The sequence below is a fragment of the Rhodococcus sp. MEB064 genome, assembly GCF_000834565.1.
Classification (GTDB): Bacteria; Actinomycetota; Actinomycetes; order Mycobacteriales; family Mycobacteriaceae; genus Rhodococcoides.
This window is the reverse complement of record NZ_JXQS01000002.1, coordinates 1-20,562: the sequence shown is the minus strand read 5'-3', so window position 1 is coordinate 20,562 and position 20,562 is coordinate 1. Positions and strand designations below refer to the sequence as shown.

The 20,562-nt window shown below is 68.0% G+C and carries 24 protein-coding genes; 4 read left to right on the top strand and 20 right to left on the bottom strand.

Annotated features, from left to right (window positions below; genetic code table 11):
• Positions 1 to 4: 4 nt before the first annotated feature.
• Complete coding sequence (gene tsf / locus RU01_RS00450; protein WP_042572543.1) at positions 5 to 829, bottom strand: translation elongation factor Ts; 825 nt, start codon at positions 827 to 829, stop codon at positions 5 to 7.
• A gap of 111 nt (positions 830 to 940) precedes the next feature.
• Positions 941 to 1,873 carry a 30S ribosomal protein S2 gene (gene rpsB / locus RU01_RS00445; protein ID WP_042572542.1) on the bottom strand — a complete coding sequence of 311 codons (933 nt, stop codon included), beginning with the start codon at positions 1,871 to 1,873 and terminating at the stop codon, positions 941 to 943.
• Positions 1,874 to 2,183: 310 nt separating this feature from the next.
• Between rpsB and RU01_RS00440 the strand changes: the two genes are divergently transcribed.
• Complete coding sequence (locus RU01_RS00440) at positions 2,184 to 2,681, top strand: M23 family metallopeptidase (protein ID WP_082042794.1); 498 nt, start codon at positions 2,184 to 2,186, stop codon at positions 2,679 to 2,681.
• A 1-nt stretch (position 2,682) separates the two neighbouring features.
• Here RU01_RS00440 and RU01_RS00435 read toward each other — a convergent pair whose 3' ends face one another.
• The 4 genes from RU01_RS00435 to RU01_RS00420 all read right to left on the bottom strand — a co-directional run bounded on the left by RU01_RS00435 (position 2,683) and on the right by RU01_RS00420 (position 5,997).
• Positions 2,683 to 3,780 carry a MinD/ParA family ATP-binding protein gene (locus RU01_RS00435; RefSeq protein WP_231568544.1) on the bottom strand — a complete coding sequence of 366 codons (1,098 nt, stop codon included), beginning with the start codon at positions 3,778 to 3,780 and terminating at the stop codon, positions 2,683 to 2,685.
• Between the two features lie 114 nt (positions 3,781 to 3,894).
• Positions 3,895 to 4,869 carry a tyrosine recombinase XerC gene (locus tag RU01_RS00430; RefSeq protein ID WP_082042774.1) on the bottom strand — a complete coding sequence of 325 codons (975 nt, stop codon included), beginning with the start codon at positions 4,867 to 4,869 and terminating at the stop codon, positions 3,895 to 3,897.
• Positions 4,808 to 5,557 (bottom strand): siderophore-interacting protein, encoded by a 750-nt coding sequence (locus tag RU01_RS00425; protein WP_042572541.1) that lies wholly within the window; start codon positions 5,555 to 5,557, stop codon positions 4,808 to 4,810. The genes RU01_RS00430 and RU01_RS00425 overlap by 62 nt, the downstream gene beginning before the upstream one ends.
• Before the next feature lie 98 nt (positions 5,558 to 5,655).
• Complete coding sequence (locus RU01_RS00420) at positions 5,656 to 5,997, bottom strand: histone-like nucleoid-structuring protein Lsr2 (protein WP_042572540.1); 342 nt, start codon at positions 5,995 to 5,997, stop codon at positions 5,656 to 5,658.
• Positions 5,998 to 6,221: 224 nt separating this feature from the next.
• On the opposite strand from RU01_RS00420, the gene RU01_RS00415 reads away from it, so the two are divergent.
• Complete coding sequence (locus RU01_RS00415) at positions 6,222 to 7,517, top strand: DNA cytosine methyltransferase (protein ID WP_082042773.1); 1,296 nt, start codon at positions 6,222 to 6,224, stop codon at positions 7,515 to 7,517.
• On the opposite strand, the gene dprA is transcribed toward RU01_RS00415, so the two are convergent.
• The 3 genes from dprA to RU01_RS00400 are packed head-to-tail and all read right to left on the bottom strand — an operon-like array spanning position 7,440 to position 10,458.
• On the bottom strand, positions 7,440 to 8,594 hold the full coding sequence (gene dprA / locus RU01_RS00410) for a DNA-processing protein DprA (RefSeq protein ID WP_042572538.1): 1,155 nt from the start codon (positions 8,592 to 8,594) through the stop codon (positions 7,440 to 7,442). The two genes, RU01_RS00415 and dprA, sit on opposite strands and share 78 nt — an antisense overlap.
• Complete coding sequence (locus RU01_RS00405) at positions 8,591 to 10,102, bottom strand: YifB family Mg chelatase-like AAA ATPase (RefSeq protein ID WP_042572537.1); 1,512 nt, start codon at positions 10,100 to 10,102, stop codon at positions 8,591 to 8,593. Before RU01_RS00405 ends, dprA begins: the two co-directional genes overlap by 4 nt.
• Entirely contained in the window at positions 10,102 to 10,458 is a 357-nt protein-coding gene (locus RU01_RS00400) for a YraN family protein (RefSeq protein WP_042572536.1), read from the bottom strand. Before RU01_RS00400 ends, RU01_RS00405 begins: the two co-directional genes overlap by 1 nt.
• A gap of 185 nt (positions 10,459 to 10,643) precedes the next feature.
• On the opposite strand from RU01_RS00400, the gene RU01_RS00395 reads away from it, so the two are divergent.
• Positions 10,644 to 10,934 (top strand): hypothetical protein, encoded by a 291-nt coding sequence (locus RU01_RS00395; protein WP_042572535.1) that lies wholly within the window; start codon positions 10,644 to 10,646, stop codon positions 10,932 to 10,934.
• Here RU01_RS00395 and RU01_RS00390 read toward each other — a convergent pair.
• The 6 genes from RU01_RS00390 to RU01_RS00365 form a co-directional block, all read right to left on the bottom strand.
• Entirely contained in the window at positions 10,918 to 11,223 is a 306-nt protein-coding gene (locus RU01_RS00390) for a DUF2469 domain-containing protein (RefSeq protein WP_027505026.1), read from the bottom strand. The genes RU01_RS00395 and RU01_RS00390 overlap by 17 nt on opposite strands.
• Before the next feature lie 33 nt (positions 11,224 to 11,256).
• A complete protein-coding gene (locus RU01_RS00385; RefSeq protein WP_042572687.1) occupies positions 11,257 to 11,886 on the bottom strand; it encodes a ribonuclease HII in 630 nt (209 codons plus the stop codon).
• Positions 11,887 to 11,966: 80 nt separating this feature from the next.
• Positions 11,967 to 12,722 carry a signal peptidase I gene (gene lepB, locus RU01_RS00380; protein ID WP_042572534.1) on the bottom strand — a complete coding sequence of 252 codons (756 nt, stop codon included), beginning with the start codon at positions 12,720 to 12,722 and terminating at the stop codon, positions 11,967 to 11,969.
• Positions 12,723 to 12,816: 94 nt separating this feature from the next.
• Positions 12,817 to 13,158, bottom strand: coding sequence for a 50S ribosomal protein L19 (gene rplS, locus RU01_RS00375; protein ID WP_042572533.1), 342 nt, complete (start codon positions 13,156 to 13,158; stop codon positions 12,817 to 12,819).
• 191 nt (positions 13,159 to 13,349) lie between these two features.
• On the bottom strand, positions 13,350 to 14,207 hold the full coding sequence (locus RU01_RS00370; RefSeq protein ID WP_042572532.1) for a hypothetical protein: 858 nt from the start codon (positions 14,205 to 14,207) through the stop codon (positions 13,350 to 13,352).
• Between the two features lie 67 nt (positions 14,208 to 14,274).
• Complete coding sequence (locus RU01_RS00365; protein WP_042572686.1) at positions 14,275 to 16,587, bottom strand: Tex family protein; 2,313 nt, start codon at positions 16,585 to 16,587, stop codon at positions 14,275 to 14,277.
• Positions 16,588 to 16,691: 104 nt separating this feature from the next.
• Between RU01_RS00365 and RU01_RS00360 the strand changes: the two genes are divergently transcribed.
• Entirely contained in the window at positions 16,692 to 17,630 is a 939-nt protein-coding gene (locus tag RU01_RS00360) for a hypothetical protein (protein WP_052493053.1), read from the top strand.
• Here the strand turns inward: RU01_RS00360 and trmD are convergent.
• The 5 genes from trmD to RU01_RS00335 form a co-directional block, all read right to left on the bottom strand.
• On the bottom strand, positions 17,627 to 18,316 hold the full coding sequence (gene trmD, locus RU01_RS00355; protein ID WP_042572531.1) for a tRNA (guanosine(37)-N1)-methyltransferase TrmD: 690 nt from the start codon (positions 18,314 to 18,316) through the stop codon (positions 17,627 to 17,629). The genes RU01_RS00360 and trmD overlap by 4 nt on opposite strands.
• Positions 18,316 to 18,861: a ribosome maturation factor RimM gene (rimM, locus tag RU01_RS00350; RefSeq protein ID WP_042572684.1), complete on the bottom strand. Its 546-nt coding sequence runs from the start codon at positions 18,859 to 18,861 to the stop codon at positions 18,316 to 18,318. Before rimM ends, trmD begins: the two co-directional genes overlap by 1 nt.
• A gap of 10 nt (positions 18,862 to 18,871) precedes the next feature.
• Entirely contained in the window at positions 18,872 to 19,114 is a 243-nt protein-coding gene (locus tag RU01_RS00345; protein WP_042572530.1) for an RNA-binding protein, read from the bottom strand.
• A complete protein-coding gene (gene rpsP / locus RU01_RS00340; protein ID WP_042572529.1) occupies positions 19,111 to 19,575 on the bottom strand; it encodes a 30S ribosomal protein S16 in 465 nt (154 codons plus the stop codon). The genes RU01_RS00345 and rpsP overlap by 4 nt, the downstream gene beginning before the upstream one ends.
• 206 nt (positions 19,576 to 19,781) lie before the next feature.
• Positions 19,782 to 20,562: amidohydrolase family protein (locus RU01_RS00335; protein ID WP_042572528.1), on the bottom strand; the 781-nt coding region annotated here is incomplete at its 5' end.

Genomic DNA, 20,562 nt, shown 5'->3' with positions numbered 1-20,562 from the left:
GGGCTCAGTTGGAGCCGACCTCGAAACGCACGAAGCGGGTGATGGTGACTCCAGCGTCTGCAAGAAGCGCCTTGACGGTCTTCTTGCTGTCCTGGACCGAGGACTGCTCGGTCAGCACTACGTCCTTGTAGTAGCCGTTGACGCGACCCTCGATGATCTTGGGCAGAGCCGCTTCCGGCTTGCCCTCCTCGATGGCGGTCTGCTCGGCGATACGACGCTCGCCCTCGACGACGTCCGCGGGGACCTCGTCGCGCGTGACGTACTTCGCCTTGAGTGCTGCGACCTGCATAGCTGCTCCACGCGCTGCCTCGGCAGCGGCCTCGCCCTCGCCGGTGTACTCGACGAGAACGCCCACGGCGGGCGGGAGGTCCGAGCTGCGCTTGTGCAGGTAGGTGGCCACCGGGCCGTCGAAGGAGACGACGCGACGGATCTCGAGCTTCTCGCCGATCTTGGCGGAGAGCTCCTGGAGTGCGACGTCGACCGTCTTGCCGTCGAGGTCGAGCGCCTTCAAGGCGTCGACATCGGCGGGCTTGCCGGCCGCGGCGACGTCGGCGATCGACTGCGCGAAGCTCTGGAACTCCTCGTTCTTCGCGACGAAGTCGGTCTCCGAGTTGATCTCGACGAGAACGCCGTCCTTGGCGACGACGAGGCCTTCGGCGGTGGACCGCTCGGCGCGCTTGCCGACGTCCTTGGCGCCCTTGATACGAAGCTGCTCGACTGCCTTGTCGAAATCGCCGTCGTTGTCGGCGAGAGCGTTCTTGCAGTCCATCATTCCGGAGCCGGTGAGCTCACGGAGCCGCTTGACGTCGGCGGCAGTGTAGTTCGCCATCGTGGGCGAGCCTCCTTGCATTGCTCGAGGAAATGGGGGGAGAGAAAAGAGTGGCGATTCACGACGAGACCCGGCGCACCGTCGACTGGGCACACCGGGTCTCGTACGTCGTCAGCTCTGTGAAGCGGGAACTTCTGCGACCGGAGCCTCGGTCTCGGCGGGAGCGGCTGCGCCGTTCGCACCCTCTGCGGCCGGTGCGTCGGTGACCGGCGCGTCGGTTGCGGCCGGGGTCTCCGCGGCTGCCTGCTGCGTGGCCTCGGCGGCCGGGGACGCCTGTGCGAGCTGCTCGAGCTCCCACTCGGCGAGAGGCTCGCCTGCGCCGACCTCGGGCTTGTCGTCCGAACCGGAGTTGCGTCCGGCACGCGACTGCACGCCCTCGGCCACGGCGGTTGCCACGACCTTGGTCAGCAGAGCGGCCGAGCGGATGGCGTCGTCGTTACCCGGGATCGGGTAGTCGACCAGGTCGGGATCGCAGTTGGTGTCCAGGATCGCGATGACCGGGATGTTCAACTTGCGCGCCTCGGCGACTGCGAGGTGCTCCTTGTTGGTGTCGACGATCCAGATGGCCGACGGAACCTTGGCCATGTCCCGGATGCCACCGAGGGTGCGGTCGAGCTTGGTCATCTCACGCGTGAGCATGAGGATTTCCTTCTTGGTGCGACCCTCGAAACCACCGGTCTGCTCCATCGACTCGAGTTCCTTGAGTCGGATGAGGCGCTTGTGAACGGTGCTGAAGTTGGTGAGCATGCCGCCGAGCCAGCGCTGGTTCACATACGGCATACCGACGCGCGTGGCCTCGGCTGCGATGGATTCCTGCGCCTGCTTCTTGGTACCGACGAAGAGGACGGTGCCGCCGTGGGCGACAGTCTCCTTGACGAACTCGTAGGCCTGATCGATGAAGGTCAGCGTCTGCTGCAGGTCGATGATGTAGATGCCGTTGCGATCGGTGAAGATGAATCGCTTCATCTTCGGATTCCAACGGCGGGTCTGATGCCCGAAGTGTGTGCCGCTGTCGAGCAGCTGCTTCATGGTCACAACAGCCATAGCTGTAGTTCTCTCTTTCGTATGCCGGTTGATGCGCGGACACAGTCCCTGGCAGACCGTGGGTCCGACAGGTGTCGTGTTCCGTGCCCTGGCGCTCGTCGTTCGGCGGACCTGCACCGCAGGACCAGCCGCCGAACATATGCTCGAGCGCGCGAAGTCGACCCGTGTGGACAGGCCGCAGGAACAAGTGTACGTCGGCGATGCCGCAGGTCATAACCGGGTCACGAGACCTGTGGACGGCCGACGACTCGTCCCCGGGGCACGATCGCGGCCCGAGCACGCACGCCCCCCGGCGGGAGACGCTGAGCGGATGCCCCTGCATCGGACTGCCGCCGTGCTCGTCCTGACCGCCCTGTGCTCGACCGCGAGTCCGGTACACGCCGATTCGGCGCGTCCGTTCGACTGGCCGTTGCACCCTCGGCCCACGGTCGTCACTGCCTACGATCCTCCCCCGCAGCGGTGGCTGCCCGGTCATCGCGGTATCGATCTGGATGCGAGCAGGGATCCGACCCGGACCGTCTTCTCCGCCGCCGACGGCGTCGTCGTGTTCGTCGGCGACGTCGCAGGACGGGGCGTCCTGTCCATCGAGCACGCGGGTGGACTACGCACCACCTACGAACCAGTCGACGGCGCCGTCGTCACGGGAGCGCGCGTGCGCCGTGGTCAACCGGTGGCGACGGTATCGGCGGGACATCCCGGATGCGGTGTTCCGTGGTGCCTGCACTGGGGCTTGCGGCGTGGCCGCGACTATCTCGATCCGACCCTCGCGCTCGACAGCGGGCGCCCGGTGCTGAAACCGGTCCGCTGAACTACCAGGTGCGGTGACGCTGCACGGGCGCCTGCGACGACGCATGGCGACCACCGGCATCCGGGAAATCGTCGGCCATCAGCTCGGCCAGCTGCATGAACGCCGCCCGGGTCCGGGGACGCAACCGGTCGATCTCGACGATCGATCCTTCCGCGAGGTGCGGATCGAACGGCACGACGACGACAGCACGGCAGCGGGCGAGGAAGTGGCGTTCGAGTTCGTCCATGTCGATGCTCGCGGCACCGGGCCGGTGCGCACTGATGACGACGACCGTCCGTTCGACCAGATGGGCGTATCCGTGCAGCCCCAACCAGTCGAGTGTCGCCGCGGCGCTCTTGGCGCCGTCCACGGCGGGCGAACTCACCAGCACCAGTGCGTGGGCGAGGGAGAGCACCCCGTCCATGGCCGAATGCATGATGCCGGTTCCGCAGTCGGTCAGGATCAGGTTGTAGTGCGCGCGCAGCGTGTCGATCACGGCGCGGTAGTCCTGCTCGGTGAACGCCTCGGACGCCGCAGGGTCACGCTCACCGGCAACGACCTCGAGTCGACTGGACGACTGAGACGTGTGTTCCCGGATGTCGGCGTAGCTGCGGATCCGCGGACGCGCGGCCAGCAGGTCACGCACCGTCGACATGGTCTGCCGGGGAATCCGCTCCCCCAGGGTTCCGAAGTCGGGATTCGCGTCGACCGCGATGACGTTGTCGCGCCTCAGCGACGCGAGGACGGAACCGAGTCCCACGGTGATCGTCGTCTTGCCGACGCCGCCCTTGAGGGAGAGGAACGCGATGCGGTAGTCACTGCTGATCGGCTGGCGGATGCGTTCGATCTGCTGCTCCCGGCGCGCGTCCGCGGAGACACCCGACTGCTGTCCCCACAGCCGATCGAGTGCCCGGCGCCAACTCGGCTTGCCGGCATCGGGTCTGCGAGCGACGGTCGCCCAGTCGGCGCCGGTTCGTCGAGGATCGGCCGGCACCGGCGTGTAGCCGGATTCCGCGGTCGATCGGGGGCTCGGTGCCGCGGGCGGGGACCACGGGGTCTGCGGTGGGAAGGTCTGCGGCGCATCCGGGCGGGGACGGTAGTCGTCGTCTCGATTGTTCACGATCGGCCATCCTTTCGCCGGACGGGGTGAACGGTGTACGACACACCCACTCGACAGCGCAAGTCCCCCGGTGGCCGACGGTACCAAACGTGCGGTGAGCGGCACCGAAGGGCGTCAGGCGCGTGGATGCGCCTGGTCGTGCACGGCGCGGAGACGCTCGACGGAGACATGCGTGTAGATCTGCGTCGTCGCCAGGGAGGCGTGCCCGAGCAGCTCCTGGACCACCCTGAGATCCGCTCCGCCCTCGAGAAGGTGCGTCGCCGCGGAATGACGGAGACCGTGTGGGCCGAGGTCCGGCGCTCCGGGAACCGCGGAGAGAACGTCGTGGACGATCGTGCGGGCCTGGCGCTGGTTCAACCGTCCCCCGCGCCGACCCACCAGCAGGGCCGCACCCGACGCCGACGTCACCAACGCCGGTCGACCGACGCGCATCCAGGCGTCGAGGGCGTCGTCGGCGGGCCGCCCGAACGGAACCACTCGTTCCTTGTCCCCCTTGCCGATCACGCGGAGTACGCGGCGGTCACGGTCGACGTCGTCGACGTCCAGTCCGCACAGCTCGCCGACGCGGATCCCGGTGGCATAGAGCAGTTCGACGACGAGGCGGTCGCGCAACGCCACCGGTTCCAGCTCACGAGCACCCGATTCGGCAGCGTCCATCGCGTCGGCGGCGTCACGTTCGCGGAGCACACCGGGGAGTGTGCGGTGCGCCGGAGGCGCGACGAGTCTGGCCGCGGGATCGACGGTCAGGGTTCCGATCGAACACAGCCACGCCGTGAACGTCCGCGCGGAGCTGGCCCGCCTGGCGAGCGTCGCACGTGACGCCCCGTCCGCGGACATCGATGCCAGCCAGGACCTCAGAGCGCGGAGTGTGACGAGGGACGCCATTCCGTCCGCATCGGGTGCGGCCGCCGAACCGAACGCGATCAACTTCTCCACGTCGCCGACGTAGGCACGGATCGTGTGCTCGGACCTGTTGCGCTGCCACGCGAGATGTCGGGCGAACCGTTCGAGCAGTTCCGGACCGAGCTCAGGACTCGCTGGCGGCGAGCTCTCGCTTCCAGGTCCGGAAGCCTTCCTCGGTTCGACCACGTCGCCAGTATCCCGAGATCGACGCCCATTCGGCGGTAACGCCACGCTCCTTGCGGATATACGGCCGGATCTCGTGCATCACCGACTGAGCTTCGCCGTGTACGAACACGTGTACCTGGCCGGGAAGCCATGCGATGTCCCGGACGGCGTCGGCGAGCACGCTGCTCACCCCGTCGCCGGAGTCGGACCGGAAGACCCACCGCACGTCCGCGGACGCCGGAGCGGCGACGTCGAGTCGGTCCTGCGGGTCCGCGGCCTCCAGTACGACGCGCGCGGGGACACCCTCGGGGAGCGCGGCCAGCGCAGCGGAGATCGCCGGCAGCGCAGTCTCGTCGCCTGCGAGGAGGTGCCACTGGGCGTCGACGCGCGGGGCATAGGCACCGCTGGGGCCGAAGAACGACAGGGAATCACCGGGGGCCGCCCGACGTGCCCACGGTCCCGCTACGCCCTCGTCGCCGTGGACGACGAAGTCGATCGCGATCTCGCGCGCCGCACGGTCGACCCGGCTGACGGTGTAGGTCCGCAGCGTGGGTTGCTCAGGGTCCCCGAAGTGCAACTTGACGTACCCGTCCGTGAACTCGGAGGCCTCGAACTCGTCGAAACCGTTGCCGCCGAGCACAACTCGGATCATGTGCGCCGTGAGACGCTCGGTACGCACCACGGTCATGGTGGTCAGTCGTCGCGCCACAGGACACCTCCGTCGAGAACATGCCACCGTTCGATGGCCTTCGGGTCGATCTGGGGTTAGCCTACCCTAAGATCGGCGCCGGGGACCGTGAGGCTCGATCAGTGAGCGGCGTCGTACGCGTCCTGGATCTCCTGACTGATGCGGCCCCGCGTGCTGACCTCGAAGCCGTTCTCCTTGGCCCAGGCGCGAACCTCCTGCAGGTTCTGACGCGGCTTGCTGCCGGTCGACGCGGTGGCGCGACGGGCCTTGCGTCCGCCGACCTTCTCCGCGTGCTCGATCCAGAACGCGAATTGATCGAAGAGCTCGTTGGCGTGCTTGTTGTTCAGATCGATCGAATACGACACCCCACCGATCGAGAACTCGACAGTTTCTCCCTGACCCTCCTTGATCAAGGAGCCGTCGACATCGTCGATCATTTGTACCGTTGTACGTCGTGCCATTGTTGCTGCGCTCCTCGCGAGGTGGAATGAACTTGCTCCAACATATCAGCCGACACCGGTGTCATGCCGGAGCGCAGCCGCGACGACCAGCGAAAAACAGGACACAACGGTCGCCCTCGCGTAGCGCCTCGGCAATAGCCACCGCCGGCACCGGTACGCTGACCGCGTACACCGTTCTCGGCGTCGTGATTCACGCCGTCGCACACTGACGGAAAGACCACCCGATGACGCGAACTTCCCCGGCAAATAGACCGGACAGTCGGTGGACCTTCGCGGATCTGTTCAGCGGTGCCGGCGGAATGTCTTGCGGTTACGCACGTCACGGGGATTTCGAGGTAGTCGGCGCGGCCGACGCGCAACTGGGTAAACCCAGCAGTACGCGCGGTTCCCTCGAATGCAATTCGTCCTACGAGGCCAATATCGGCATCGCTCCCCACGCCGTCGATCTCTCGTCGATTTCCGGTGCGGATCTTTCGCGGTTGTTCGCGTCCCGACTGCGTGGGCGGCCGCTCGATGTACTCAGCGCATGTCCGCCCTGTACCGGTTTCTCCCGTGCCAATCCGCAGAATCATCTGAGCGACGATCCCCGCAATTCCCTCGTCACCCGGGTAGCGGACGCCGTCGCCGCGCTCTCACCCGCCGTCGTGGTGATGGAGAATGCGCGGGAATTGGTCGGCGGGAATTTCCGCGTGCACCTCGACGTGTTGTCGGAGCGGCTGGACCGACTGGGCTACGACGTCAGCGCGTCGGTACACATGCTGACCGCTTTCGGACTACCGCAGCGACGCGAACGATCGCTCGTCGTCGCGGTCCGGCGTGACCACACCCTCCGGACGATGTCCGATCTGTGGTCGGGCGTCGCCGTCGATACCGAGGCCACGACCGTCCGACGCGCGATCGGGCATCTCCGCGCGGTCGAGGCGGGAGTGACGTCACCGACCGATCCGATGCACGTCTCACCCAGCATCGGCCGCGACTCCACGCTCCGGCGTCTGAGGGCACTCCCCCACGACGGCGGGTCGTGGCTGGACCTGCGCTCCACCCCGTCGGGCGACGACCTCCTGACACCCGCGATGAGCAGACTCGTCGCGGCCGGTCGCTTCGGCTCGCACCCGGACGTCTACGGGCGACTGTGGTGGGACCGGCCGTCTCCGACGATCAAGCGCGAATGCGCTCACTTCGGCAACGGCCGGTACACCCACCCCGAGCAGGACCGGCTGTGCACGGTGCGAGAACTGGCCTTGCTCAACGGCTTCCCGGACGACTACGTCTTCCGCGCCAGGTCGCTGTCCAACATGTACCGCCACATCGGTGACGCTGTCCCGCCGCTGATCTCCGCGCAACTCGCGGCACTGAGCACGTGGATCCTGACCGGTGACAAGCCCGATCTCCACGACGCGATCCTGCCCGGCACCTCCCTCCGCGCGACCGACCTGGTCCCGTCAGAGCCCGCCGATGCGGAACCACCCCGACTCGTCCCGGCCGGCGTGACCCTCGATCTCGAGCACCACCAGAGCTGACCGCACCGCCGACACCGTCACCCCGGAGTCCACCGACAGCTCCTGCACACTGCGCGCCCCCGACGCGGGGAACGCGTCGAGCACCCGAGCCGGTGTCGCCGGCAGCCTGTCCAGATCGCGCCCGAACAACGCGTCCTGCGCGTCGTCGTCCCCGGCGCCGGTCCCGATGACGCCGACCTCCGCAGCGATGTCGCGAGCGCCCGTGACCAGCCGCGCCTCACCCTCTCGGATCATGCGATGACACCCGGTCGACGACGCCGAGGTCACCGGGCCGGGCACCGCCATGACCGGTCGGCCCAAGGACCGCGCCCACGACGCCGTGTTCCGGGCGCCACTGCGCCACCCCGCTTCCACCACGACCACCCCGTCGCTCAGCGCGGCCACGACACGATTGCGGGCGAGGAAGCGGTACCTGGCGGGGTGTGTGCCCGGCGGATACTCGCTGATCACCGCACCGCTCTCCGACACGCGGCGCAGCAGACGTTCGTGGCCCGCCGGATAGGCTCGGTCCACTCCGCACGCCAGCACCGCCACCGTGCACCCACCCACGCCCAGCGCCGCGCGGTGCGCGGCGCCGTCGATGCCGTACGCACCACCGGAGACCACCGTCCAGCCGTCCACCGCGAGGTCGCCCGCGATCTCGGCGGTGACGTGCTCGCCGTAACTCGTCGCGGCACGTGTGCCGACCACCGCCACGGCACGCTCCGACGATGCCGCGATCGATGCCGACCCCACCACCCACAGGGCGAACGGCGCTCCTGCGTCCCGCTTGTCGGGCGCACCGTCCTGCCGGTCGAATCCGAGGAAGCGCCACGCCGGCCACTCCTCGTCGGACGGGATCACCAGTCGCCCGTCCAACGCCGCGACCATGTCCAGACTCTGCGCTGCCGAGTCGAGATGTGCACGCGCAGAGATCCTGTCCCACACTGCCTTCGGAACGTCCCCGGTCCTCATCGTCGCCGCGGCATCGATGACCCCGCGTGAGGCGATCAACTGTTCGACGGCGCGCGAGGGCCCCTGAGTCACCGTCGACACGTATGCCCGGGCCAGACGCTCCGGATCGAGAGCCCGCGTCATGCTCCGCTCCCCTGTTCACGGAACGACATGGCCGACGCGACGCACTCCGGACCGGGAACGTCCCTGCCCTCGAGGTCGCCGAGTGTCCACGCCAATCGCAGTATGCGGTCCGCGCCGCGGGCCGTGATCGCCCCGCGCCGCAACGCTCGCTCGATCGGTGTCAGCGCCTCGCGGCCGAGTCGGAACTGTTGCCGCAGTGCGGATCCGGGAACCTCCGCGTTGGTCTGCCACCCGAACTCGCGCCACCGCTCCGTTGCCGCCGCGCGCGCCGCGGTGACCCGGCCTCGCACGACGTCCGTGCTCTCTCCCTTGTCGTCGGTCAACATCCCCGTCGCCGCGGGATGCATCGCCAGCCTCAGGTCGACTCGGTCGAGCAACGGGCCCGACAACTTGCCGAGGTAACGCCTCCGGGCGTTCGGCGCGCACACGCAGTCGGCGGTTCGCGGCGACGCACACGGGCACGGGTTGGCCGCGAGAACCAACTGGAACCGCGCGGGGTACCGCGCGACGCCGTCTCGGCGGGCGATGCGCACCTCACCGTCCTCGAGCGGTGTACGCAGTGCTTCGAGGACACGAACCGACATCTCGGCGCACTCGTCGAGGAACAGCACGCCGTGATGCGCCCGGCTCACCGCACCCGGCCGCGCCATGCCGCTTCCGCCCCCGACCAGCGCGGTGACCGAACTGGTGTGGTGCGGTGCGATGAACGGGGCGGTGGTGATGAGCGGGCATTCCGCTGTGAGCGTGCCCGCGACCGAGTGAACGGCCGTCACCTCGAGCGCCTGCCGGTCCGTCAGCGGAGGGAGCAGACCCGGCAGACGCCCGGCCAGCATCGTCTTCCCTATGCCGGGCGGTCCCGTCAGCATGAGGTGATGCGCGCCGGCGGCCGCCACCTCCACGGCCCACCGCGCCTCCGCCTGCCCGACGACATCGGCGAGATCACCCACCTGCGGAGAGACCACGGGGGTGACGACTCCGGGCTCCGTCAGGAACGTGCGACCGTCCAACCAGTCGATGACCTCGCGCAGATGGGCGGCGCCGAGGACTTCGATTCCCCCGACCAGTCCGGCCTCGGCGAGGCTGTCCGACGGCACGACGACGCGAGCCCAGCCGGCACTGCGCGCAGCCAGCACGGCCGGGAGAACCCCGCGCACCGCACGCACCCGCCCGTCCAGCGCCAACTCACCGAGAAGCACGGTCTCTCGGAGCAACCGGTCGGGAACCACCTTCGCCGCGCCCAGCACCGCGCAGGCCAAGGCGACGTCGTAGACGGATCCCACCTTCGGCAGCGTCGCCGGTGACAGTGCGAGAACGACTTTCGACATCGGCCACGTCTGACCCGAATTGTTCACTGCCGCGCGCACTCTGTCACGCGACTCCTGAAGTGCCGCATCGGGAAGACCCACGACGTGCACACCCGGCAGACCCCGGCCGACATCCGCCTCGATCTCGACCAGAACTCCGTCGATTCCCGTGACCGCCACCGAGTAGGACCGTCCGAGAGCCATCAGAACGCACCCTGCAGATGCACCACGCGGGGTCCGTCGCCTCGGGCGACGATCACCTCGACGACGTCGAACCGCACCGGCACCCACGGTCCCGCACGCTCCGCGAGCCACAGCCCCGCGAGGCGGTGGATCCGCTGCGCCTTGACCGGCGTCACGGCCTCGGCCGGTGAGCCGAACCTCTCACCCGACCGTGTCTTCACCTCCACGAACACGATCGTGTCCCCGTCCGCACCGATGATGTCGACCTCGCCGTGCCGGCACCGCCAGTTACGGGCGACGATCTCCATCCCCGTCGTCGTCAGGAATTCCGCCGCCGCGTCCTCCCCGTACCGCCCCAACTCCACGTGTGTTGCCATGGCTCCCCTCGCCGACGCCGGCATCCGGGCTGGATGCACGTGCTGTGTCGGGACACGACCTTCACCCGTGGAGGAGACGTGTCGACGGGATCGACCTGCGGCGACAGAAATGTTGGGGATGACGTCCCTGGTTGTGGATCGGCCGTTGCCCGGCGACGACGCTCGGACTTCCCTAGGATCGAACGATGAGCAGCGCGAACGATTCGTCGGCAGGGGCGCCGACCGAGTTCTTGTTGCGCCGGGCACCGCACGCGGGCCGGCCGGACCACCCGTACGCGCTGCTGTGGACCTCGAGCGACGACGTGGGAGAGCAGTCGACACGAGAGATCGGCCGTGGTGACTACCGCTGGGCCGTACGCACCGCGAGGATGTTGTCGATTCCGCGAAGCTCCATCGAACATGCCGACACTCGCGGCCTGGACGACGGCTACGAGGGCTGGCACCTCAATGCCAGGATCGTCACTCGGGAAGTCTGAGGTCCGGCTTGTCGAGTTCCTCGATGTTGACGTCCTTGAACGTGATGACGCGGACGTGCTTGACGAATCGTGCGGGTCGGTACATGTCCCAGACCCATGCGTCGGACATCCGCACCTCGAAGTAGATCTCGCCGTCGGCGTTGCGGGGAATCATCTCCACCGAGTTGGCCAGGTAGAAGCGGCGCTCGGTCTCCACCACGTAGGTGAACTGGCCGACGATGTCGCGATACTCCCGGTACAGCGACAGTTCCATCTCGGTTTCGTACTTCTCGAGATCCTCGGCACTCATGCCGACATCATCCCGCATCGACGTCGTGAGGCGTCAATCGGCCCTGTCGCCGTCCGTCCGAGGAGACAGTCCCGACACGTTCGCCCAGGACTGTCGATGCTCGTGACTCGCTCCCAGACGTGCGAGGGCATCGGTGTGCAGAGTCGTGTTGTAGCCCTTGTGGATCGAGAAGTCGTACCCGGGGATGTCGCGGTCCATTCGGCGCATGATGCGATCGCGGTGCACCTTCGCCAGCACGCTCGCGGCCGCGATGCACGCGGCGGTCGCGTCTCCGCCGATGACGGGCAGGGACGGCGCCGGCAGACCCGGCACACGGAACCCGTCGGTCAACACGTACCCGGGATCGACGGCCAGGCCCGCGACCGCGCGGCGCATTCCCTCGATGTTGGCGACGTGGATACCGATCCGGTCGATCTCCGCTGCGGGAATCGTCACGATCGAGTACGCCGTGGCCCAGCGAATAACTTTCGGAAACAACGCTTCCCGCGTGTTCTCACTGAGCTTCTTGGAGTCGTCGAGTACCTCGAGAGACGATCGAGCGCGGTCTCCGAGGATGCACGCAGCCACGACCAGCGGGCCCGCACAGGCGCCGCGCCCTGCTTCGTCGACACCCGCAACGGGACCGAGTCCGGACCGCAGCAGCGCCGACTCCATCGTGCGCATACCCCCGGCGCGCCGGATGACGGTCCGCGGCGGCCACGACGTTCGTGAGAGCCGCGGCGTCGCCGTGATGGTGCGGGGACTCACTGACCCTGGATGTCCGGATCGTCGATGAGGCCCCAGCGACCGGGCGGCAGGACGATGGCCTGCGCCTCACCGATGACGTTGTCCAGCGGGATCGTTCCCTGCAGTTCGTCGGCGACGTGGTACCGCGAGTCGGCCGAGTTGCTGCGGTTGTCACCCATGACCCAGACGTTGCCCTCCGGCACCGTGACGGGGCCGAAGCACCTGCCGGACCGGATCGGGGTGTCGCAGGTGAGGGAGCCGGGCACGAAGTCGAAGTCCATGGTGATGTAGGGCTCGTCGAGAGGTTTGCCGTCGACCAGGACCCGACCCTGCTCGTCGCAGCACTCGACGGTCTGCCCGCCGGTGGCGATGACGCGCTTGACCAGATCGTTCTCGTCCGGGGCCACGAGGCCGACGAGGGAACCGAGTTCCTGCGCGCCTCGCACGACGACGTTGGACGACCGCGTGGAGACGTAGTCACCGTCCCACGACGGAGGGCCGCGGAAGACGATGACGTCACCGGCCTTCGGATCGCCGAAACGGTAGGACACCTTCTCCACCACGATGCGGTCGCCGGTGCACCCGGTGCAGCCGTGCAGCGTCGGCTCCATCGACTCGGAGGGGATGAGGTACACCCTCGCGACGAAGGTCTGCAGGAGGAAGCTCAGAACGAGCGCGACCAGGATGAGGATGGGAAGTTCTCGCCAGAAGGACCGGGGCTTCTTCACCGGTGGCGTGTCGTCGTTGTCGTCGCTCACGCGCTTGTCCGTCACGACTAGAGATTAACCGCAGGCCCGGAATATGGAACGGCCGGACACCCGAGGAAGAACCTCGTGTGCCCGGCCGGACGACGAACGACGCCGTGGATCAGCGCTTTTCCTTGATCTTGGCCTTCTTGCCGCGCAGCTCGCGCAGGTAGTACAGCTTGGCGCGACGCACGTCACCGCGGGTCACGACCTCGATGAGGGAGATGTTCGGGGTGTGGACGGGGAAGGTGCGCTCGACACCGACGCCGAAGGACACCTTGCGGACCGTGAAGGTCTCGCGGATGCCGCCACCCTGACGCCGAATGACGACGCCCTTGAAGATCTGCACGCGCTCTTTCGAGCCCTCGATGACCTTCACGTGCACGTTCAGTGTGTCGCCCGGGCGGAACTCGGGAATGTCGCTACGCAGCGACTGCTTGTCCAGGAAATCCAGGGTGTTCATGGTTCATCCTTGCTGTGACGAGATCTCGAGCAGAGGACCCGAGCGGCTGCCGACGATGGTGCCGTCGACGCTCGACTGGTTCGTACTCCGAATAGGTGTCCACCCGTCGTCGGAGCATGCGGAACGCAACGCCGGGTCGGGCAACCCCACGATTGTGCCAGAGAGACAGGTCGAGACGAAATCGACGGGGATCAGCCCGTCGTCACGTGTTCCCTGTCCGTCCGACTCGACGACGGAGGCGGTGCGGGCTGGACGACGCGGTCCAGGACGTCCTCCGTGACCGCACGGACGTGCTCGGCGTCCGGGGTGCCGGCTATCGCGTCCTGCATCCAGATCTTGGCGCGCACCACCGGCCGTCGGAGGTTCTTCTCCCGGCGCAGCGCCTTCGCCATCCGCTTGGGCCGTCGGGTGTAGCGCCATCGGGCCCACGGCGCACCGGGGCGGGACAGTCTGATCGCACCGATCAGGAGCAACGGGAGGAAGAACAGGCCGACCAGGCCCGTCCAGATCTTGCCCTTGGCCAGCACGATCGCGGCCAGCAGCAGGTTGAGCGCGGCGAGAACGACGATCAGGACCCTGACACCGACGTTCGCGTCCTCGCGGAATCCGGCCACGTCGAAGAATTCCAGCGGTTTCAGACCGAACAACAGCATGATGGTGGCCGCGACGGCGACGAAGACCGCGTCGACGGAGGTTCGGCCCTGTTCTGCCCAGTACACGTCCTCCAGATAGAAGATCAGCGCGAACTCGTCGAGGACCAGCGCGGCGCCGATGCCGAAGAACGTCGCCAGCACCGCCCCGGTGGTCTGCGTGCCGTCGACGTAGACCGCGATCATCGCCACCCCGGACACCAGCATGCAGACGACGCCGAAGACCACGTGATGCACGTGGTGCCCACCCGGCGTGACGTTGCCGGGCCACCAGGACACCTGTGCACGGATCATGCGCACGCTGAACCGGATGAACGCGAAGCCGACGATGAACCCCACGAGGAAGAACAGCAGCGGGATCCGGCCCTCGTCGGAGACGTGATGCAGCCACCGCTCCATCGCTCCACCTCTCGGATCCGTGCCGGACCGGACGCTCGCAGTGTATCGAGGCCGGTCCGGCGGGCGCCTACTTTCCGAAGCCCGCTCTGCGCAGAGCGTCGGCCATGGATCCGGCTGCCGCGGGCGCGGGCGGTTGTTTCGCAGTCTTCCGCGGGGCGGCACCGGCGCCGCGCCGGTCCCGGCGTTCCGGTGCGGAGTTCTGCGCGGTGCGCGGGGAACCGCCGCCGATCTCGTCGTCGAGCCGCAGCGACAGGCCGATGCGCTGGCGCGGGAGGTCGACCTCCATGACCTTGACCTTGACCACCTGTCCCGACTTGACGACGTCGTGCGGGTCGCGGACGAACTCCGTCGACATCGAGGAGACGTGCACCAGCCCGTCCTGGTGGACACCCACGTCGACGAAAGCCCCGAACGCCGCGACGTTGGTGACGACACCTTCGAGCACCATTCCCGGTACGAGATCCCCCACCTTCTCCACTCCCGCGGCGAAGGTGGCCGTCGCGAACTCGGGGCGTGGGTCACGGCCCGGCTTCTCGAGCTCGGCGAGGATGTCGGTGACGGTCGGGAGCCCGAAGCGGTCGTCGACGAAGTCCTGCGGACGCAGCGATCGCAGGACCCGTTCGTTGCCGACGACCTCGCGAACCCCCACACCTGCCTTGTCGACGATGCGGCGCACGACGGGGTACGCCTCGGGGTGGACGCTGGACCTGTCGAGCGGGTCGTCGCCGTCGGTGATGCGAAGGAAGCCCGCGCACTGCTCGAACGCCTTGGGCCCGAGGCGGGGCACCTTCTGCAGCGCCGACCGTGACCGGAACGGGCCGTTCGCATCCCGGTGCGCGACGATCGACTCGGCAAGGGTCGTGGCGACGCCCGATACTCGGGCGAGAAGCGGGACGCTGGCGGTGTTCACGTCGACTCCGACCGCGTTCACCGCGTCCTCGACGACGGCGCCCAACGATCGCGCGAGCATCGACTCGGAGACGTCGTGCTGGTACTGCCCGACGCCGATCGACTTCGGATCGATCTTCACCAGTTCTGCGAGCGGATCCTGCAGACGACGCGCGATGGACACCGCTCCGCGGATCGAGACGTCGAGGTCCGGGAGTTCGCGCGAGCCGTAGGCCGACGCGGAGTACACGGACGCGCCGGCCTCCGAGACCATCGCCTTGGTCAGCTTAGCGGCCGGGTACTTCGCGATCAGTTCCGCGGCGAGTGCGTCGGTCTCCCGTGACGCGGTGCCGTTACCGATCGCCACCAGGTCGACGCCGTGCTTCGCGGCCAACCCGGCGAGGGTGGCCAGGGCGTCGTTCCACTTCCCCTGCGGCTTGTGCGGGTAGATCGTGTCGTACGCCAGCACTTTGCCCGTCGGATCGACGACGGCGACCTTGGTGCCGGTCCGGAAACCCGGGTCCAGGCCCATGGTCGTCCTGCTGCCTGCGGGGGCGGCGAGGAGCAGGTCCTTCAGGTTGGACGCGAAGACGTCGACGGCACGCTCCTCGGCAGCCTGGCGCAGCCGCATCCGGGTGTCGATGCCGAGGCTGACCAGGAGCTTCGTCCGCCATGCCCATCGGACGGTGTCGAGCAGCCAGCGATCCGCGGGTCGGCCGTGATCGCCGATGCCGAACTTCGCCGCGATCGCCGTCTCGTAGACGGAGGGCACGCCGGGGACCGGCTCGTCCGAGCTGGGCTCGGGATCCATCGTCAGCGACAGCACCTCTTCCTTCTCCCCGCGCAGCGCAGCGAGAACGCGGTGCGAGGGAACCGAGGTGAAGGACTCGGAGAACTCGAAGTAGTCCGAGAACTTGGCGCCCTCGGTCTCCTTGCCCGGACGGACGGCGGCGGTGAGGCGACCACGGGTCCACATCGACTCACGCAGCGATCCGACGAGGTCCGCGTCCTCTGCGAAGTGCTCGACGAGGATGGCGCGAGCTCCGGCGAGTTGCTCGTCCGAGTAGGTCGACGGGTCGGTGGTGGGGTCACCGAGGAGCGCATCGGCCACGGGCTGATGGCCGGCTTCACGAGCGATCTGCGCTTTGGTCCGACGCTTCGGCTTGAACGGCAGATAGATGTCCTCGAGGCGGGCCTTGGTGTCGGCCAGCACGATCTGCTCCTCGAGCGCGTCGTCGAGCTTGCCCTGGCCGCGGATCGACTCGAGCACCGCGTCGCGACGCTCGTCGAGTTCGCGCAGGTAGCGGAGCCGTTCGTCGATGAGACGGAGTTGGATGTCGTCGAGCGTGCCCGTCACTTCCTTGCGATAGCGAGCGATGAAGGGAACCGTCGCCCCTCCGTCGAGGAGCTCGACCGCGGCGCGTACACGCTCTTCCGCGACCTCCAGCTCATCGGCGATCCGGCGATTGACAGATTTCACAGCGGGCGTCACGGCGATGGACCTTACCGCGCCGGTACCGTGGAACTCGTCGTGCGGTCCGCTGCGATCGCACGCCATGACAGATCGGTAGATACGTGACAGTTCTCTCGCCGCCCGTGCGGCGAATCGCAGCCGTGGTGGTGGCATCGGTCCTGGCGATGTCGGCGCTCGGTGCGTGCTCGCAGCCCGACGCGGCACCTGCGGCAGCGACCGTTCCGGTGGCGCCGGAGTTCCCGGAACCGGAAATGCCCATGGCGCCGGATCTCACCGGCCGCCTGCAGCAGGCGCTGGACGGTGCCGCGGCGCGCGGCGCCACGCTGTCCATCGGTTTCCTCGACCGAGTGACCGGAAGCTACATGGGCTCGGGCGATCGCGATCCCATCGAAACCGCATCCGTCGTCAAGCTCTTCATCGCGGACGACCTTCTCTTCCGGTCCTCTCGCGGCGAGTTCGCTCTGGGCGACGACGCCCGCGCGCTGATCGCACCGATGCTCTCCTCCTCCGACGACAGTGCCGCACAGGTGTTGTGGGACACCGCCGGCGGCTCGGACGTGGTCACGCGAGTGGCGGCACGCTACGGGTTGCCCGCGACGGCACCGTCGGCAGACGGCATCTGGTGGAACACCCGCACCACGGCAGCGGATCTCGTGCAGTACTACGACGCCGTCCTCGACGGCAACGGCGGACTTGCCGCCCCCGATCGCGCGACCATCGTCGGCGATCTCGAGGCGTACACCGAGGACGGCGCGGACGGGTACCCGCAGACCTTCGGCATCCCTCGCGCGTTGTCGGGAGAACCGGTCCGCGGGATCAAGCAGGGATGGATGTGCTGCGTCGACGGCCGCTGGATCCATCTGAGTACCGGATTCGTCGGCGAGGGTGAGCGTTACGTCGTCGCCGTGCTGTCCCGCGAGGACCCGTGGTACGGCTCGGACGGCGGCAGTGCGGACACCACCGCCGACACCGCGGTCACCGACGACGACGGCGCCAAGCACGCCAGGGTCACCGTGACGGGTGCGTTGAAGATCCTGTTCCCCGACGGAGTCGTCGACTAGGAATTCGGGGGCAGCAGATCGGGACGGCGGTCGGCGGTCCGCTCCAGCGACTGCTCGCGGCGCCACTCCTCGATGCGAGCGTGGTTGCCGGACAACAGGACCGAGGGAACATCGAGCCCTCGCCAGGTGGCGGGACGGGTGTACCCCGGCCCCTCCAGCAGCCCGTCGGAAAACGAATCCTGTTGATGCGAGAGCTGATTGCCCAGGACGCCCGGCAACAACCTGGTGACCGCCTCGGTCATGACGAGGACGGCCGCCTCACCGCCGATGAGCACGTAGTCACCGATGCTCACCTCCTCGACCCGCACGCGGGTGGCGGCGTCGTCGAACACCCGTTGATCGATGCCCTCGTAGCGCCCGCAGGCGAACACCAGATGGCTCTCACGAGACCATCTCTCGGCGGTGCGCTGCGTGAACGGCACGCCGGCAGGGGTAGGAACCACGAGAACGGGATCCGCGTCGCGCATCACGTCGTCCAGGGCATCGCCCCACACCGTGGGTTTCATGACCATTCCGGGCCCGCCGCCGTACGGAGAGTCGTCGACAGCTTTGTGGACGTCGTGCGTCCAGTCCCGGAGATCGTGCACCCCGAGGGTGACCAGGCCGTTCTGGATGGCCTTGCCCAACAACGCGGTACGCATGGGTTCGAGGTATTCCGGGAAGATGGTCACCACGTCGATGCGCATCACTCGCCGTCCAGAAGCCCTTCGGGAGGATCGATCTCGACCGTCCGGGACGTGCGGGACACCGACACCACGATGGCGGCGACGAACGGCACCAGAAGCTCTCGACCGACGCTCTCGTCGGCAGGGGCGATGGACAGCAACTCCCCCGCGGCCGAGTGCAGGACCTCGGTGACCGTTCCCACCACCTCGCCGGCGGACGGATGGTCGGCCGCGAACTGCACCGTCATCCCCTCGAGTTCGTGATCGTAGAACTCGTCGGGGTCGTCCGACGCGGGAAGATCTGCAGTATCGACGACGAACAGGGTGCCGCGCAGTGCGTCGGCCTCCCCGCGGTCGGAGATACCTTTCAGACGCAGCAGAAGCCGCCCGGAGTGATCCCGGGCGGCTTCCACCGTGTAGTCGGTCGTGCGGTTGTCACGACGTGACCGTCCGTGCAGCACCGAGCCGGGAGCGAAACGCTCGTCCGGATCGTCGGTACGTACCTCGACGACGATCTCGCCCTTGATGCCGTGCGACTTCGCGACGCGACCTACGACGAGCTCCACGACAGCGAGTTCAGCGATCCGTGTCGACGACGTCGACACGGATGCCGCGGCCGCCGATACCCGAGACGAGTGTCCGGATCGCCGTGGCGGTGCGCCCGCCACGGCCGATGACCTTGCCCAGATCGTCGGGGTGCACGTGCACCTCGACGGTCCGACCACGGCGACCGGTGATCATGTCGACGCGAACGTCGTCAGGATTGGAGACGATGCCGCGAACGAGATGTTCGACGGCGTCGGCGACCACGGTGCTCACTTGTCGGCGGACTCGGCGGTGGCGTCGGCGGTCTCGGCGGCCGGAGCGCTCTCTGCAGCGTCGTCGGCCTTGGCGGCCTTCTTCTTCTTGGGCGTGGTGGCCTCGCCGACGGGCTCGTTGTCGGCGGCAGCGAGAGCTGCGTTGAAGAGATCCAGCTTGGAGGTCTTGGGCTCCTTGACGCGCAGCGTGCCCTCGGCGCCCGGCAGGCCCTTGAACTTCTGCCAGTCACCGGTGATCTTGAGCAGGGCCGCGACGGGCTCGGTGGGCTGTGCGCCCACGCTGAGCCAGTGCTGCGCACGCTCGGAGTCGATCTGGATCAAGGAAGGCTCTTCCTTGGGGTGGTACTTGCCGATGGTCTCGATGGCGCGGCCACCACGACGCGTGCGCGCATCGGCGACGACGATGCGGTACTGCGGGTTGCGGATCTTGCCGAGACGGGTGAGCTTGATCTTGACTGCCATGTGAAACGAAGCCTCTTTCGGTGTGGTTGCGTGATGCAACCGCTGGTCACGGCGCAATTCGGCGATGCGCACGGCATGCGCACCCGGTTTTGCGGTGAATGGATGTTGTGACCGCCGCTCGGTACGGAACCGGAGACGGGCGAACAGGCGTTGATTCTGCCAGACCGTGCCCGCTGGTCATAATCTCCGGCGGCCGCTCGGCCCGGTCACCAAATACGTCCGCGCAAGATCACGACGTCGGGTGCGGCCAGTACGTCCGGTCCGGTCCGCGGATCCTCGGTGTAGAAGACGAGGTCGGCCGGAGCGCCGTGCTCGACGCCTGCCCGACCGAGCCACCGTCGCGCGTTCCAACTGGCCGCGCCCAGCGCGTCCGTCGGGGAGAGTCCCACCGCCGTCAGCGCGGCGACCTCGTCGGCGACGCGGCCGTGCTCGATGCTGCCTCCGGCGTCGGTTCCCGCGTAGATCGGCACCCCGGCGTCGTGCGCGCGCCCGACGGTGTCGGCGACGCGGGCGTGGAGGTCACGCATGTGATCGGCGTACCGCGGGTAGCGCCCGGCCGAGTCCGCGATGGACGGGAACGTCTCGATGTTGATCAGAGTGGGAACCAGGGCCGTCCCGTGCTCGACCATCATCTCGACCGTGTCGTCGGTGAGTCCGGTCCCGTGTTCGATGCAGTCGATGCCGGCGCCGATCAGACCGGGGAGCGCATCCTCACCGAAGACGTGCGCCGTGACCCGTGCACCTTCGGAGTGTGCCGCGTCGATCGCGGCCCGCAGGATGTCGTCGTCCCACAGCGGAGCCAGATCGCCCACGCTGCGGTCGATCCAGTCACCGACCAGCTTGACCCACCCGTCACCGAGCCGAGCCTGCTGCCGCACGGCCTCCGGCAACTGCGATTCGTCCTCGAGATCGACGGCGAGCCCGGGAATGTATCGCTTGGGCATCGCGATGTGCCGACCGGCGCGGATGATCCGGGGCAGGTCGTCC